The organism is Reichenbachiella sp., from assembly GCF_039944555.1.
Classification (GTDB): Bacteria; Bacteroidota; Bacteroidia; order Cytophagales; family Cyclobacteriaceae; genus Reichenbachiella.
Genome location: NZ_JBDUYN010000008.1, coordinates 496268 through 513180, shown reverse-complemented (window position 1 = coordinate 513180; position 16913 = coordinate 496268). Strand labels below are relative to the sequence as shown.

Here is a 16913-nt window from a genome sequence, read left to right as displayed (position 1 = left end):
TTGACAGAATAAATTAATGGCCAACGGAAACCGGCAAATATCCGCAAATTTATGTTGAATATGCATCATCGTAATTGGTAAAATTCCTATTAAATTTGCGCTCCCAAAAACCCGAATTTGATGATTGATATTTTAATAAAAGATGAAACCGCTCCACTCAAGTCTGTGGTACTTGGTACAGGAGAAAGCTTTGGAGGCGTGCCGGACATTGAAGAGGCTTATGATCCTAAGTCAAGGGAGCACATTCTGGATGGTACATTTCCAGTTGAAGAAGATATTGTTAAAGAAATGGCAGCTGTAGAAAAAGCTCTGACCAAACATAACGTGAAGGTTTACAGGCCCAGTGTCCTGCAAGATACCAATCAGGTTTTTGCTCGAGATATTGGGTTCGTGGTAGGGGATAAATTTGTCGTGCCTAATATCATTGATGATCGTTCCTCCGAAAAGGAAGGTATCAATTACTTGCTTGATCAAATTAATCCGGAGCAAATACTTCAAATGCCTGAAGGCGCTTATGCGGAGGGGGGAGATGTTATGCCTTGGAAAGAAAAATTGTATATCGGATATTCTGAGGATGAAGATTACAATAAGTATAAAGTTAGTCGTACCAATCGTGCCGGTGTGGAATTCCTTCGAGAGCAATTTCCTAACTGCGAATTCTATGCATTTGAGCTCAAGAAATCAGACACCAAACCTAAAGAAAATGCCTTGCATCTAGATTGTTGTTTTCAGCCCATAGGAAATGATCAGTGCATTATCTATAAAGGGGGATTCAAAAACGAAAAAGATTACGACCTTTTAGTAAGTCATTTTGGTAAGGAAAACTGCATTGAAATCACAAAGGATGAAATGTATGATATGAATTCAAACGTGTTTTCAATTTCGCCAAAGGTGGTTATAAGTGAGCAAGGCTTCGTTCGATTGAATGATGAATTGGAGAGAAGAGGATTTACTGTAGAAAGAGTTCCTTATGGTGAAACTGCCAAGATGGAAGGTTTATTGAGATGTTCCACCTTACCACTCGAAAGAGCCTACTAATATGGGAATCAATACAACATCTACCATTATGATGGTACGGCCAGTACAGTTCAGGCTTAATGAGCAAACTGCTGTAAATAATTATTATCAAAAAGCATTGGAAGGAATCACTCCAGAAAATGTGCAAGCTCGGGCGCTGTCAGAATTTGATGACTTTGTAGAAAAACTTCGTTCAAATGGCATAGATGTCATTGTAATCAATGATACACTTGAACCCAGTACACCAGATTCGATATTTCCAAACAATTGGATTTCCTTTCACGATGATGGGGTTGTAGGACTTTACCCAATGTATGCGAAAAACAGACGACTGGAGAGAAGGCCTGATATCATTGATCAATTTTCCGAAGATGGTTATAAAATCACCAATATCATAGACCTATCCGGAGCTGAAGGATCCAGTAAGTTTTTGGAAGGTACCGGAAGCCTTATTCTGGATCGTGGAAACCGTATTGCCTATGCAGCCATTTCTGAAAGAACCCATCCGGATGTAATAAAGGATTTCGAGAGTGCCTTCGGTTTTGAAGTTGTATCCTTTACGGCTAATCAAACCGTGGATGGAAAAAGACTTCCTATCTACCACACCAATGTGATGATGGCACTTGGACATGAGTTTGCAGTGATTTGTCTGGATACCATCGATGATCAAGCAGAACGTAAAATGGTGGTAGATTCGCTAGAGAACTCCGGAAAAGAAGTAATTGAGATCTCTGAAAGTCAAAAAGCTCACTTTGCAGGCAACATGTTGCAAGTAGAGAATAAATCAGGAGATCGGTTTATGGTCATGTCAGCAGCTGCTTACATATCATTAGAAGAGGATCAGAAAAACAAAATTTTAAGATATAACAAAGACATCATTTCCAGTTCGCTCGATACCATCGAGGCCTTGGGAGGCGGAAGCGCCAGATGTATGATGGCAGAGGTATTTCTGCCCAAGAATTAAGAAAGAATGAACATCGTATCACAACTACAGCAAGGCATAGCGGAAGGACTCAAATCCCTCTATAATCACCAGGTGAATGATTCAGAATTGGGACTTCAACCGACCAGGAAGGAATTCGAGGGTACATACACTTTTGTGACCTTCCCTTATGGGAAAATCTCAAAGAAAAATCCGATGGAGACGGGTGAGGAGTTAGGTGCTTTTCTAAAAGAAAGTTGTCAAGTAGTTTCAGGATATAATGTAGTCAAAGGCTTTCTCAACATTGAATTGTCCTCATCAGTTTGGACAGACTTATTCAACCAAATTGCTCAAACACCTGACTATGGTACGCACGACCGTAAGGGTAAAAAGGTAATGGTAGAATACGCTTCTCCAAATACCAATAAGCCGTTGCACCTTGGTCATCTCAGGAATATCTTTTTAGGATACTCAGTTTCAAAAATTTATGATGCCTTTGGTTATGATGTGGTCAAAGTTCAGATTATTAATGACCGCGGCATTCACATTTGCAAATCAATGGTGGCCTGGCAGAAATTCGGCAATGAAGAGACACCTGCGTCCTCAGGCCTCAAAGGAGATAAGCTGGTAGGTAAATACTATGTAGCGTTTGATAAGGCGTATAAAACTGAAATTAAGGAGCTTGTAGCTTCGGGAAAAACACAAGAGGAAGCTGAGAAGCAAGCCCCCATCTTGTTGGAAGCTCAGCAAGAGCTAATAAAGTGGGAGGCAAAAGAGCCGGAGACCTACGCACTTTGGGAAAAAATGAACGGTTGGGTTTATAAGGGGTTCGACGCTACCTATGAACAAATGGGAGTCACTTTTGATAAGCTGTACTACGAATCCAATACTTACTTGCTAGGTAAGGAACAAGTTGCCGAAGGCTTGAAAAATGGTCATTTCTTCAAAAAAGATGATGGCTCCGTTTGGGTAGACCTTACAGACGAAGGGCTGGATCAGAAAATTGTTCAACGTTCGGATGGAACGGCAGTCTATATGACACAGGATATAGGAACCGCGATTCAGCGATTCAAAGAATATCCCGGATTGATCAAGCAAGTGTACACGGTCGGCAATGAGCAGGATTATCATTTCAAAGTCTTGTTTCTAATACTGAAGAAGCTCGGTTACAAGTGGGCGGAGGAGTGCTACCATCTATCCTACGGCATGGTGGACCTGCCTTCCGGCAAAATGAAATCTCGGGAAGGAACAGTGGTAGATGCTGATGATCTAATGAATGAAATGGTGAGTACCGCAGCTCATCACACCAAAGAATTGGGTAAGATCGACGGCTTCACAAAGGAACAAGCAGAAGAATTATATGACACCATTGGTTTGGGGGCGCTCAAATATTTCCTACTCAAAGTAGATCCTAAAAAGCGCATGCTATTTGACCCCCAAGAATCAATAGAGTTTCATGGCAACACAGGGCCTTTTATTCAATATACGCACGCAAGAATATCAGCAATTTTGAGACGAGCTGATGAACTTGGTCTGAAAAAAGATGATCTTACTATTAGTCCTGATATTGAATTAAGTAAGGCAGAATGTGAATTGATTTATTTGATTTCGGAATTGCCAAATCGAGTCAAACTAGCGGCAGAAGACTATTTACCCTCGGTCATAGCTCAATATGTATATGACCTGGCTAAAGAGTATAATAAGTTCTATGCCGAATTAGCCATTTTCGGTGAACAGGCACAAGAAGTTACGGTATCGAGAGTAGCATTATCGGCACAAGTGGCTATAAATATAAAATTCGGCATGTCTTTGCTGGGAATTCATGTACCGGACAGAATGTAATCTATGAGCGATTCGAAGATCAAACATTGGTTAGAAGCTTTCAGATTGCGTACGTTGCCTTTGGCGCTCTCGAGCATTTTTATGGGAAACTTTCTGGCCAAGTGGGAAGGTAAGTTCAGTTGGTCTATACTGACACTTTCAGTATGCACTACAATTTTCCTTCAGATACTTTCTAACCTGGCCAACGACTATGGTGATTCCATTCATGGAGCCGATAGTGCAGAAAGAGAAGGGCCCTCGCGAGCTGTCCAGACCGGAGTCATTACCAAAAAGCAGATGAAGACTGCTATGTTTCTGTTTGCAGGACTGTCCTTGATTTCCGGTTTACTCTTGTTGGGAGTAGCTTTTGCAGATCGTTGGCCTTTGATTTTAGTTTTTTTGACACTTGGCTTAGTTGCTATTTATGCCGCCATTACCTACACAGCAGGAAAAAATCCCTATGGCTATAGGGGTTTGGGTGATATATCTGTTTTGATTTTTTTTGGAATAGTAGGCGTATTTGGTTCATACTTCCTACAAACCAGACAACTGGACTGGCCGATCATATGGCCAGCGTTGAGTTGTGGATTTCTCGCTACTGGAGTCCTCAACGTGAACAACATTCGTGACATAGAATCAGATCAAAAAGCGGGCAAAATTTCGATTCCGGTTCGCTTAGGTAGAGATAAGGCAGTCATTTACCATTTTTGCCTACTGAGTTTAGCTATGTTGTCAGGAATGATCTTTATCGGATTAATAGATGGTAGCTGGTCCTCTTTTCTGTTCATACTTACGTTCCCTTTGATTGTTAAAAACGGATTGGCTGTAAAAAACAAAAAGAAACCGGCAGAACTAGACCCCTACCTCAAACAACTAGCGGTGACCACGTTATTATTCGTTATTCTTTTTGGAATTGGCTTGGTCTGGTAATACCTCAGGAGAGTGAAAAGCATCATTTTAGTCCGTATCTGCACATATACTGTCCGATACTTTGACAAATATTATTTGGTGATTTATTCAAAGCATTTATGCTCAGGGAGTTAACGAACTGGCACGTCATTGGCACTTGGCGGAATGTCAAAAACTTAAAATTTAAATGTTATGAATAAAAGTAAAAGAGTTTTAGCGCTCGGTATGGCGCTATGCGTGTTATTACAAACCTCATTAATTGCTGGTAGTACAGATAATAAGTCAGTAGTGAAAGCCAAGGCAGCAGTGGAAAATGGTGCACCAGATGATTGGCGGTTGCTGGCCAAACAAGCAAAAGTATTATTGAGAAAGAAAAAAGACCTTGGGACAGCCAAGGAATGGATTGAGAAATCAATAGCCATCAAAAAGGATGTGAGTAATCTGGAATTGATGGGGGACTACTATGCACTCAATGATTTACCAACCCAAGCTATGGACTACTATTCGCAGTGCTCCAAACTATTGGTCAATGCAAACCCTCAGGCAGATATCTCACTCTACCAAAAGAAGATATGGGCACTTAAATATTAATTAAGGCCAAAGAATTACGTTTATATCGCGAGGCTGTTTCAGAAGGAAACAGCCTCTTTTTTTGATAGAAGGACAAGTATTACTTTCTTTGTAGAAATTTATTATCATGTCAAAAAAGGGTAATTTCAAAAATAGAATTGGGGTTGTTTATTCGACAGATGACAATTTCGATTATACAGAAAGTCAGGAATTTGAAGAAGATACATTGGCACCGCAAGATCAAAAATTAAGAGTAGAACTCGATAAGAAGAATCGGAAGGGCAAGCAGGTAACATTAGTTACTGGCTTTACCGGTATGACCGGCGATATCAAAGAGCTCGGTAAAATGCTCAAAACGAAATGTGGTGTAGGGGGAAATGTGAAGGATAGGGAAATTATCATTCAGGGTGATTTGCGGGACAAAGTGGTCGAAATTCTTCAAAAGGAGGGGTACCAGGCGAGGAAAATTTAAATATTCAAAATTTGAGATTTAGAATTAGCCTTCTACAAGTTTCCGGAATGGAAGTGAATATCTGGCTCCTAGTTTTTGAATTTCAAATTTTCGATTTCAAATCTTAAATTTATTTTCCGTCGTGCTTTCGCAAATGCTAAAGTTTTATCTATATTTGCACTCCGATTTTTTAAGGATCGCATAAAAGACTAAGGAAATGTCGAAAGTTTGTCAAATAACAGGTAAGAGACCACAAGTAGGGAACAATGTTTCTCACGCAAATAATAAAACCAAGAGAAGGTTTTATCCAAATCTATTCAAGAAGAGATTTTATATCCCTGAGGAAGATAGATGGATTACTTTGAAAGTATCATCTACAGCTTTGAAAACCATCAATAAGAATGGATTGGCAGCTGTATTGAGAAAAGCTAAAGCAAAGGGAACCCTTTCATTATAATAATTTAGGACAATGGCTAAGAAAGGCAATAGAGTTCAGGTAATATTAGAATGCACCGAGCATAAGACAACAGGTCAGCCAGGCACTTCTAGATACATTACGACAAAAAACAGGAAAAATACTCCTGATAGAATGGAATTGAAAAAATTCAATCCAATTCTTAAGAAATATACTGTTCACAAAGAAATTAAATAACCATGGCTAAGAAGGTAGTTGCAACCCTGAAGAAAAAGGATGGTGTAAAATATGCTAAGGTGATTAAGGCAATCAAAACCAAAACAGGAGCATATTCATTCAGAGAAGAAATTGTCACTGAAGATAGAGTGAAAGAAGTTCTAGCTGCTAAATAATTCAGCGACTTAAAATATATTTGAAAGTCTCCTGATCGTATCGGGAGACTTTTTCTATTTTTACCCCTTTCCACGTAATTGATTATGGGATTATTCAATATTTTTTCTAAGGAAAAGAAAGAAAGCCTTGACAAGGGGCTGGAGAAGTCTAAGGAAAATTTCTTTTCGAAACTTGGTAAGGCTGTGGCTGGTAAGTCTACAGTTGACGACGAATTGCTTGATGAACTGGAGGAAGTGTTAATCACTTCAGATGTAGGTGTTGACACTACTGTTAGAATCATTGACCGAATCGAAGAACGAGTAGCAAAAGATAAATATTTGAATACAGCAGAGCTCAATGTTATACTTCGTGAGGAAATTGCCGCTCTGTTGGAAGAAAGCAATTCTGGGGATTTGACCGATTTTGAGCTTCCTGAAGATAAGAAACCTTATGTGTTGATGGTAGTTGGTGTAAATGGCGTTGGCAAAACCACCACTATTGGCAAATTGGCTGCACAATTTCAAAAAAGAGGAAAATCCGTTGTTCTTGGCGCGGCAGATACATTTAGAGCTGCAGCAGTAGATCAGCTGAAGCTTTGGGGAGAGCGTGTAGGCGTACCGGTTATCGCCCATGGAATGAATACAGACCCATCTGCAGTTGCGTTTGACGCAGTAAAACATGCCGTAGAACAAAAAGCTGATATTGTAATTATCGATACAGCAGGTCGACTACATACCAAAGTCAATTTGATGAACGAATTGACAAAAATAAAAAGAGTCATTCAGAAGTTTGTGGATGACGCTCCTCATGAAATCATGCTCGTTTTGGATGGTAGCACAGGCCAGAATGCATTTATTCAGGCCCAGGAATTTACCAAAGCTACTGATGTGACCTCATTGGCCATTACTAAATTGGATGGTACGGCCAAAGGCGGAGTGGTGATTGGCATCTCCGATCAGTTCAAAATTCCGGTTAAATACATAGGTGTTGGAGAGGCTGTTGGAGACCTTCAGGTCTTTAATAAGCACGAGTTTGTTGATTCGTTTTTCAATTGAGATTGTAACTCTACCAATTTCTCAATAGATACATTGATAACCATGTAATAATTTCTCATTTCTGAGGTACGGCGTAATTTATGTGCTCCAGGCTGTCTATATTAGGTAGGTTATTCAGTAAAGACAACCGTACAAGTTATGCCAAAGACCAAAGATATTCAGCTTATCATAGATGACCCGTGGTTGGCTCCATACCAATCCGATATAGCACAGCGCATTTCCTATTTTGAGCAGCGATTGGAAGATATGGCTTCTTCGGTTGGTTCGCTATACGACTTTGCCGGCGGACATTTCTATTTGGGTTTCAATTATGATAAAAAGTTAAAAGGGTGGTGGTATCGTGAATGGGCTCCAGCTGCAGACGCCCTTTCATTAATAGGTGAATTCAACGGATGGAATGCCGAACATCATCCTTTGACTCAGGATGAACATGGGGTCTGGGGGATTTTTGTTTCTGATGACAGTGAATTTCCATTGACCGTTCCAGGTCTGGTCAAGGTGAAAGTGCAAAATGGATTGAATGATCGGGATCGCCTGCCGGCTTATATAGAGTCTGCTATTCAGGATCCGGTTTCCTATGATTTTAGCGGGCAAGTAACTGCCCGAAGTAAGTATAAATGGAAGGACGATAAATTTAAGTTGGAATCAGCTTCATCACCGGTGATCTATGAGTGTCATGTCGGCATGGCACAGGAAAAGGAAGGTGTTGGCACGTTTCGTGAATTTGCCGATCAGGTATTGCCAAGAGTAGCACGCCAAGGATATAATTGCATTCAGGTCATGGCCATTCAGGAGCACCCATACTATGGTTCTTTCGGTTATCACGTATCCAATTTTTTTGCACCTTCATCACGTTTTGGTACTGCTGATGACCTCAGATATATGATTGACAAGGCTCATCAATTCGATATTGCTGTAGTAATGGATGCTGTTTATTCTCACGCTGTAAAAAATATTGCTGAGGGGCTAAATGATTTTGACGGTTCTGATAATCAGTATTTCCATAAAGGGAGTAGAGGTTATCACACCGGCTGGGATTCTAAGCTATTTGACTATGGTAGAACCGAAGTACTCCAGTTTTTACTTTCAAACATCAGATATTGGATGGAAGAGTTTCATGTTGATGGCTTTCGGTTTGATGGTGTTACTTCCATGCTTTATCACCACCATGGCGAAGGTGTAGCCTTTGATCATTATGATAAATATTTCAAGGAGGGCGTTGATTGGGATGCCATTTGTTTTTTGCAGTTGGCAAATCACTTGATTCATGAAATTAAACCTGATGCCATGACTATAGCAGAAGATATGAGTGGAATGCCGGGTATGTGTCGGCCTGTAAAGGAAGGTGGTATCGGTTTTGATTACAGATTGGGTATGGGAATACCCGATTACTGGATTAAGCTTTTGAAACATACTTCGGATGAAAACTGGCCAGTACATGCGCTTTGGGATGTTATGGCCAATCGGCGGTTCAAGGAGAAGACCATTGCATATGCTGAGTCACATGATCAGGCTTTGGTGGGGGATAAAACTCTGTCTTTTTGGCTAATGGACAAAGAAATGTATTGGCATATGAAAAAGGACGACGACAATTTAATTGTTGATCGAGGTATTGCCTTACATAAAATGATCAGATTGTTCACTGCTACACTAGGAGGTGAAGGTTATCTCAATTTTATTGGAAATGAATTTGGGCATCCCGAATGGGTAGATTTCCCACGGGAGGGAAATGAGTGGAGTTACAAGCATGCCCGCAGGCAATGGTCATTGGTAGACAATGAAGACTTGAAATATCAATGGTTGAATGATTTTGATCGAGCCATGATAGGGCTATTGAAAGAGTATAATGTTTTGGCTGCCATTCCTGCCGGCCAACTCAATATGGATGATGAAAACAAAGTGGTGATATTTGAGCGAAATAATTTGATCTTCATCTTTAATTTCCATCCTGACAGATCAATTTCGGATTATAAATTTCACACGCCTGTAGCTGGTCGATATAAGGTCATATTGAGCAGCGATGACCTTAAGTTTGGTGGGTACGACAGGTTAGACTACTCCTTGATGTATGAGTCTTTGTCAGAAGAAGGCGGCAATCAGCAGCTATCCATATATATACCGTGCCGAACGGCATTGGTATTACAGCCTGTCTAGAGTGTTAATCGAAAGTCGCTAAGTATATTGATCAGTATCTGATAGGTGTCGTAGCATGCGTTATGATCGCCACTATTCAGGTCAGGGTTCAATTTTTTAAGGTGTGAAGTTGATGACAAGCTGGACCATGTTTTTTGGATTGATTCTGATTTTTTCTCAATAGATGGAGCTAAGTCATACAACTGCTTCAACCAACCTGCTTGCAAAGGATGTTCATGGAGTTGTTTTAGCTCAATGCTATGATATTTTCCTGAAATGGGCTGTCTTACATTATAAATCTCTTCTCCTTGATCTTTAGCCGTCTGACTATCTAGAGTAACAATTGAGGCTTTGTTACTTGTTTTCCTTACAAGTTCATTCCAACCTCCTGCTGAAATCAATTGTGTGCTGTCAAATTGCACGAAATGGTTTTCGACAGCATTATCCTGGAATAAGGAATTACCTTGGTTCGGTGAAATCAGCAATACCTTAAAGTCTTTTTCCGGTCCGGAAGAAAATATCCTTCGGGACTTTTCGGGTCCCAGGTACCAATCAATTGCACCTGTGAAAACTGAGGAATAGCCAAGAGATTTGAGTTGAATTGCTAAATCATTATAATAAATATTCTCGGTATTGAAAAAACAGCTGGTCCTTGTCCCAAAAGTCTTTTTTATGAGTTTCTGATGCCAACCAACCTCAAGATCAAAATGGAAACCACTGTATAAGGACGACAAGGTATGATGGTAGGTGCCTCCCAATAACTCTATATGACCTTTTTTCACCGCTGACTTCAAAGATTTTACCATTTCCTCATCGCATATGACAAGTAACTCAAGAAATGATCCGGTAAAATAAACTGATGTGGGGTGTTCACTCCTTACCATTTGAGTCAATTGTTCATGGGCCTCTGACTTATACCATTTCTCGAAGAAAGCTATTTCATTTTCATCGTAATACGACTTGCCGGAGCCTATATCTAAAAAGGAAAACTCGGAAAGCGTTCTCTCCCAGTCGAATACAATCGTAAGCGATAGCAGTTTGGTCATATTATGGATTCTATGACAGACAAAATTTTGGAGGCAGATCGTTTCCATGTCAGGTTCTTGATTATCTCCTTATGAGCTTCGGTCCGCGCTTTACTTTTTTTAGGATCTTGCAATATAGCTACAATCTCCTCTGCAAACTGAATCACATTTCCAGGGTCAGCCAGGGCTGCCTCAGGCAGCAGTTCGGCAGCTCCACATTTGTCTGATAGTACTAAAGGTAAACCTGCATCAGCCGCTTCCAGGGCAGTGAGCCCAAAGGGCTCAGAGAAAGAAGGCATGCAATAAACATCGGCCAGACCATAAAGTTTTTGGAGATCATCATGTCCCAAATAACCAGTGATATGGAATCGGTCTGCTATATGACTAGCCGCACCAGCTTCAATCAGTTTTTTGTATAAATCTCCATCTCCTGACATCACAAACCTTGTGTTGGGGTACTTTTCATGTACCTTTTCTGCGATATCCAAAAATTGCATCGGACCCTTTTGTCCAGACAGTCTTCCAACGAAGAGTACTATTTTTTCAGTAAATGGGCTTTTAGACACCAAATGTTTTGCGTGGGTGTGACCATGATAAACCACATGAATTTTTTCCTCTGGAATACCATATTCTGTGCTCATAATTTTTTTAGAATATTGACTTACGGCAATAACTGCATCAGCTTCCATCATGGCTTTTTTTTCCAAATCGAAAATCCAGGAAGTACTTTGTCCGAAGTTGCGATCAAAATCTAAAGAGTGGACATGTAATAAAAGAGGCTTTCCAAACTTTTGCTTCAACTCAAGTGCAGCCTTGAAAGTAATCCAGTCATGAGCGTAAATGACCTCGAAATCAGTTTTTTTACCGGCAAGCACCAACTCTTCTGAAAAAGTTGTCAACTGCTTGTATAGCCTTTGACTTTCAACTTTTTCCATTGTATTGGCGGAAGTCACTTCTTGATAGTGATAAGCAGATAGCTGAGATTCGATACTTACGGTCGCCAACTCCTTGAGAATACTGAAGTCAGAAAACGATAGGGTTTCATGATCGACCTTTTTAGTCGCTAGTGTCTCAACTTGCTTTGGCTCGATCAGAGTCAAGTCAACATGCTTTGCTAGCTCATCTGTAAGATGCTTAGCGGCTTTCCCGAGGCCACTTGTTTGGCGGTCTGGGGCTCCGGGCCCGAAGATCAAAAGTTTCAAATTCATGGTTTTAGGTTTTTTGGTTTTATTCCTTTGTAGGTTAGCTATTATTTAGGTTCACATACCTTGTTTTAGTTTTAGTCAAAGCGAGATCAAGCAGTTTTGTTCACCTGATATCAGGTTGTCCACAAACCCATCTGCATCATTGTCATTGATCCATTGCTTTCCATCTAATAGATATCTGAATTGGTACTGATTGTCCTTAGGCAATTCAGTAACATACTTGAATGAGCCGTTTTTTAAAGCAGTAAATTCAGATTCAACTTCGCTCCAGTGGTTAAAATCACCCGCCAAAAAGATTTTTTTGGCAGCACCTGCTGTAGCTTTATTGATCGTCCAGGTAACTCTAAAGGCATTTTTTGATTTCAAAAATTGTTTCTTAATACTCATGATTGTTGAAATTATATGATGATTACTTTTTTGAATGATTTGGGTAATTCTACAATCAGCACTCCATTTTCAAAGACTGATTGATCTAGCAGATCAATGTTGTCAACTTCTAATTTTGTCGGTTTTGACTCCAGTCCATGCAGTCGCAATTGATAAAGCTGATAAGAAGAGTCATATAAGCCTTCTAATTGTTGTGTAATTACCCACTCGTCATTCTGAATTGTTGATTTGAAAGATTTGATTACGTATCCTTCTGACCTCAGATAGTCATACCCGTCGCCGCTATCCTCGTACACCGAAGATTTGGTTGTTGCTATCGGTTTGTAGCAATCAAGTGCGAGTTGATCGAACACAAATTCATCAACAAACTGCATTTTTGGTTGTTTTGGAATGATTGCTCCCTGCTTGATAAATATTGGAATTTGATTCAGAGGAGTGTCCACTGTAATTTCAACTCCACCCTGAACCAGTTCATCGGTCCAGTAGTTATACCATTGCCCCGATGTCAAATACATTCTTCTTGATTTGAGTTCAGGCTCTGATACAGGACATATCATGATATGATCCCCTAAAAAGAATTCCTCTTCTCTGTAAAAAGTTTCCGGATCTATGTGCCCTTCCAAATGTAAAGACCTGACCATAGGTGTTCCGGTTAGGCTGTGGTTATGAAATACTGAGTAGATATAAGGCAGCAGTTCATATCTCATTTCTATAAATTGTCTGACGATATCCACATATTTTTTGTCAAACTTCCAGGGTTCTTTGTCACCATGATCTCCGGAGGAGTGCGTTCTGAAAAATGGATGAAAGACTGCCATTTGTATCCATCTGGTATAAAGCTCTCCATCTGGAGAACCAATGAACCCACCAACATCCGAACCGGCAAATGATACGCCGGATGCGGCCAACCTTTGGCACTGGATGTTGGCCAATTTTAGATGCTCCCAGGTAGCCATGTTGTCGCCAGTCCAAACGGATGCATATCGCTGAACTCCGGCATAAGCAGATCTAGAAATGGTAAACGGCCTCTTGTCTTTCATGAATTTCTTTTGCCCCTCACAAGTGGCCTGTGCCATTAGTGAGCCATAGACATTGTGCCCTTTTCGGTGGCTTCCCGAATGTCCGTCGAAGTCGTGTCTTACGTCGTTGGGAAAAGTACCTTCCTCAAAAGTGGCAGGTTCGTTCATGTCATTCCACACGCCATCCACTCCGTCCGCCACGAGACCTTTAAATAAGGTAGCCCACCATTCACGAGTGGTTTTTTTTGTAAAATCCGGAAAGTGACATAATCCAGGCCAAACACTGGCCTTAAGCAGTGCCCCGTCCATTCTTTGACAAAAATGATCCCCCTTCATGCCCTGCTGATACACCTCGTAGTCTTTGTCTATTTTGATTCCCGGGTCAATAATTACTACTGTTCTAAATCCTTGTTCTTTTAGATCCTCAATCATTCGTGCGGGATTTGGGAATTTATCCTTGTCCCAAGTAAAGCACCTAAACCCGTCCATATAATCGATGTCCAAATGAATGACATCACATGGTATTTTCCTGCTTCTAAATTCTTCACCTAGTTTTCTTACCACGGACTCTGGGTAATAGCTCCATTTACTTTGATGATATCCTAAAGCCCACTTCGGGGGCAGTTGGGGTCTGCCGGTGAGTAGGGCATATTTCCTGGCAACATCTATCAGCTTTGGGCCATGAATGTAGTAGTATCTCATTTCTCCACCTTGGTTCCAAAAACTGCAGACCGAACTTCTTTCCTTGCCAAAATCGAAAAAACTACGGAACGTATTGTCCATGAAAATACCATAGCCTATATGGCTATGCTGACCCATATAAAATGGAATATTTTTATAAACCGGGTCAGTGTCATTGCCATATCCGTAGCAATCTGTGCCCCAAAGCTCTCGCTTAGTTCCTATCAAGTTTAAACGACCGGTTTTATCGCCGAGACCATAAAACTTCTCTCCCTCATGAAGGACCTTAGTGCAAATATTGATCGTGCCTCCATAGTACTTATGATCTTGCCAATGATAGCCTTTTTCATCTTCTAAGACTGGTGTGCCATCTAAGGTGGAGATCCTTGTGGAAAGATTTGATTTGGTGATATAGCATTTCAACAGCTCTGTTTTAATCACAAAGGTGTTTTTCAAATCTTCGAATTTATATCTTGGCTTTTCGGGTTTGAAGCTTGGATCTATGGCATAAGAAAAATCATCATCAAAGTTGCCGTCATTTCCATGGCGGAATTTTAAAATGTCTGCCGATACGACCGTAATTTGAAGCGTGGCTCTTTCGCCATGAAAAAGAAAAGAGTCCTGCTGTTTTTCCCACGACAATAAATTACCTGAAAAGAACTCTTCGGCATTATTGTCTTGAAATTTTTCTATGTAGTTGCCAGAAAAATCTTCGTTTTCTTCTTTTTTTATTTCTTCCTTAAGATTATCCATTTTTGATCATTCATGAATGAATTTAGCAATAATTGAAGTTGGCAGAAAGTACAACTGTCAGATATAATGCATTCATAACATACTTGCATTCAAGTGCGGCGAATAGTTGATGACTTGAAATCGACTGCAATTTAGGTAGGATTTTCAATTAATGACTACGATAGTTATATGTTTTTTAACATATTGCTATATTTGCGATAATTAATTCAATAAATTATTCATTTTTTTGAATAAATCGTAATTTAAGGTATGAAAATAAAGCCGTGATTTTGTAGAGCAGAATTACCGGCGGATTATCTTTCCCGAATCAATAGCAATAATAATATGACACAACGGGCCAAAGCTAAAAAATCGATAAAAGGCAAGACTAGTCTGGTAGAAATTGCCTGGGAAGTCTGTAATCAAGTCGGTGGAATATACACCGTGATTCGTTCTAAGGTGCCTACTATGGTCAAGGACTGGGGAGATGATTACCTGCTTTTGGGACCTAATGTACATCCAAATGTAAATTCCGATTTTGAAGTTGATAGTAGTTCAAATTCACCCATTGCCAAAATCGTTGGGGAATTGAATGAAATGGGATGGGGTGTTCAATCTGGTTCATGGCTTGTGTCAGGTAGGCCAAGTACAGTTTTATTCAATCCTCAGAGTGTGATGGACAAACTGGCAGATATCAAATACTTTTATTGGCAAAATCATCACATTTCATTTAATCAGCATGATCCATTGATGGATCAGGTGCTGGCCTTTGGTTTTATGGTTAAAGAGTTTTTGTCCAGGTATGCCAGACTTTGTTTGGAAGAAGATAAGGACCTCATAGCCCATTGTCATGAATGGATGGCAGGTACAGCAATTCCCGATTTGCGAAAAGAGCAAATCCCCGTTCAAACGATCTTTACGACTCACGCAACTTTGTTAGGAAGGTATTTGGCAATGAACGACCCATTTTTTTACGATCATTTGCCTTTTTTAGATTGGGAATCCGAAGCTAAAAAGTTCAATATAGAACCAACCGCCAAACTCGAAAGAGCATGCGCCCATGGTGCCAACGTGTTTACCACAGTCAGTGAAGTGACGGCCAAAGAATGTGTGCATTTGCTTGGTAGAAGCCCTGATGCTATTTTACCAAATGGTCTCAATATTGAGAGATTTTCAGTGCTGCATGAAGTGCAAAATCTTCATCATACCTACAAAGAACGAATAGAACACTTTGTGATGGGACACTTCTTTCAGTCCTATACTTTCGATTTGAAAAACACTTTGTATTTCTTCACATCCGGAAGATTTGAATACAAAAACAAAGGTTATGACTTGACCCTGGAGGCACTTGCTCGCCTAAACCACATGATGAAAGAGCAGGGAATTGATAAAACGGTGGTGATGTTTTTTGTAACCAAGCAACCTTATACCAGCATCAACCAGGATGTACTGACTTCGCGTGCAGTATTGGAAGAGATCGATCACAACTGCGACGCTATAATGAAGCAGGTGAAGGAGCGATTGTTTCAGGCGGCCGCAACAAATACTGACCACCGCTTGCCCGGACTGAATGAGATGGTGGATGACTATTGGAGATTGAGATATCGCCGGACCATCCAATCATGGAAATCAGACCGTTTACCTAGTGTTGTCACACATAATTTATCACATGATAGTGAAGATCCGGTACTCAATTTTTTACGCAACGCCAACCTGCTTAACCATGAAGGCGACAAGGTAAAGGTGGTTTATCATCCGGATTTTATTGCGTCTACCAGTCCGCTTTTCGGAATGGATTATGGCCAGTTTGTTAGAGGTTGTCATCTAGGAATTTTCCCGAGCTATTACGAACCATGGGGTTACACTCCCGTCGAATGTTTGGCCCGTGGTGTTTCGGCCGTAACATCTGATCTATCCGGATTTGGCAACTATGTTAAAAACATTAAAAAAGGCAATGAGGCGCACGGTATGTATCTTATAGAGAGAGAGAATCATGATTTTCACTCTTCAGCAGAACAGTTGGCCAACAAGCTTTTACAATTCGTAACAACTACATCAAAAAACAGGATTCAGAGTCGAAATAAAGCAGAAGATTTGTCCGAAGAGTTCGATTGGAAGAACTTGGTTAGACATTACAATGAAGCTTACGAAAAAGCACTGAATTATCATCCGGCCAAGAAATAATTACTACTTAGACTA

General features: G+C 40.4%; 16 protein-coding genes. 12 read left to right on the top strand and 4 right to left on the bottom strand.

Annotation, left to right across the window (positions count from 1 at the left end):
• The first annotated feature begins 120 nt into the window (after positions 1–120).
• The 11 genes from ABJD64_RS15840 to ABJD64_RS15790 all read left to right on the top strand — a co-directional run bounded on the left by ABJD64_RS15840 (position 121) and on the right by ABJD64_RS15790 (position 9686).
• On the top strand, positions 121–1038 hold the full coding sequence (locus ABJD64_RS15840; RefSeq protein ID WP_348183253.1) for an arginine deiminase-related protein: 918 nt from the start codon (positions 121–123) through the stop codon (positions 1036–1038).
• A gap of 1 nt (position 1039) precedes the next feature.
• Entirely contained in the window at positions 1040–1981 is a 942-nt protein-coding gene (locus ABJD64_RS15835; protein ID WP_348183251.1) for an arginine deiminase-related protein, read from the top strand.
• A 6-nt stretch (positions 1982–1987) separates the two neighbouring features.
• A complete protein-coding gene (gene argS, locus ABJD64_RS15830; protein ID WP_348183249.1) occupies positions 1988–3781 on the top strand; it encodes an arginine--tRNA ligase in 1794 nt (597 codons plus the stop codon).
• 3 nt (positions 3782–3784) lie between these two features.
• Positions 3785–4690 (top strand): 1,4-dihydroxy-2-naphthoate polyprenyltransferase, encoded by a 906-nt coding sequence (locus ABJD64_RS15825; protein WP_348183248.1) that lies wholly within the window; start codon positions 3785–3787, stop codon positions 4688–4690.
• 171 nt (positions 4691–4861) lie between these two features.
• Positions 4862–5260 carry a hypothetical protein gene (locus ABJD64_RS15820; protein ID WP_348183246.1) on the top strand — a complete coding sequence of 133 codons (399 nt, stop codon included), beginning with the start codon at positions 4862–4864 and terminating at the stop codon, positions 5258–5260.
• Positions 5261–5366: 106 nt separating this feature from the next.
• Positions 5367–5711 carry a translation initiation factor gene (locus tag ABJD64_RS15815; RefSeq protein ID WP_348183244.1) on the top strand — a complete coding sequence of 115 codons (345 nt, stop codon included), beginning with the start codon at positions 5367–5369 and terminating at the stop codon, positions 5709–5711.
• A gap of 196 nt (positions 5712–5907) precedes the next feature.
• Positions 5908–6147 (top strand): 50S ribosomal protein L28, encoded by a 240-nt coding sequence (rpmB, locus tag ABJD64_RS15810; protein ID WP_348183242.1) that lies wholly within the window; start codon positions 5908–5910, stop codon positions 6145–6147.
• Positions 6148–6159: 12 nt separating this feature from the next.
• On the top strand, positions 6160–6342 hold the full coding sequence (gene rpmG / locus ABJD64_RS15805; protein ID WP_318173158.1) for a 50S ribosomal protein L33: 183 nt from the start codon (positions 6160–6162) through the stop codon (positions 6340–6342).
• Positions 6343–6344: 2 nt separating this feature from the next.
• Positions 6345–6497, top strand: a complete 153-nt coding sequence (locus ABJD64_RS15800) for a DUF4295 family protein (protein WP_348183240.1) — start codon at positions 6345–6347, stop codon at positions 6495–6497.
• 84 nt (positions 6498–6581) lie between these two features.
• A complete protein-coding gene (ftsY, locus tag ABJD64_RS15795) occupies positions 6582–7532 on the top strand; it encodes a signal recognition particle-docking protein FtsY (RefSeq protein WP_348183238.1) in 951 nt (316 codons plus the stop codon).
• Positions 7533–7670: 138 nt separating this feature from the next.
• Positions 7671–9686: an alpha amylase C-terminal domain-containing protein gene (locus ABJD64_RS15790; RefSeq protein ID WP_348183236.1), complete on the top strand. Its 2016-nt coding sequence runs from the start codon at positions 7671–7673 to the stop codon at positions 9684–9686.
• On the opposite strand, the gene ABJD64_RS15785 is transcribed toward ABJD64_RS15790, so the two are convergent.
• From ABJD64_RS15785 to ABJD64_RS15770, 4 genes are all read right to left on the bottom strand, one after another.
• Positions 9683–10711, bottom strand: coding sequence for a hypothetical protein (locus ABJD64_RS15785; RefSeq protein ID WP_348183235.1), 1029 nt, complete (start codon positions 10709–10711; stop codon positions 9683–9685). The genes ABJD64_RS15790 and ABJD64_RS15785 overlap by 4 nt on opposite strands.
• Positions 10708–11898 carry a glycosyltransferase gene (locus ABJD64_RS15780; RefSeq protein WP_348183233.1) on the bottom strand — a complete coding sequence of 397 codons (1191 nt, stop codon included), beginning with the start codon at positions 11896–11898 and terminating at the stop codon, positions 10708–10710. The genes ABJD64_RS15785 and ABJD64_RS15780 overlap by 4 nt, the downstream gene beginning before the upstream one ends.
• A gap of 75 nt (positions 11899–11973) precedes the next feature.
• Positions 11974–12282, bottom strand: a complete 309-nt coding sequence (locus ABJD64_RS15775) for an isoamylase early set domain-containing protein (RefSeq protein WP_348183231.1) — start codon at positions 12280–12282, stop codon at positions 11974–11976.
• 11 nt (positions 12283–12293) lie between these two features.
• Positions 12294–14735, bottom strand: coding sequence for a glycoside hydrolase family 31 protein (locus ABJD64_RS15770; RefSeq protein WP_348183229.1), 2442 nt, complete (start codon positions 14733–14735; stop codon positions 12294–12296).
• Positions 14736–15059: 324 nt separating this feature from the next.
• Here ABJD64_RS15770 and ABJD64_RS15765 point away from each other — a divergent pair, with 324 nt between their 5' ends.
• Complete coding sequence (locus ABJD64_RS15765; RefSeq protein ID WP_348183227.1) at positions 15060–16898, top strand: glycosyltransferase; 1839 nt, start codon at positions 15060–15062, stop codon at positions 16896–16898.
• Positions 16899–16913 lie beyond the last annotated feature (15 nt).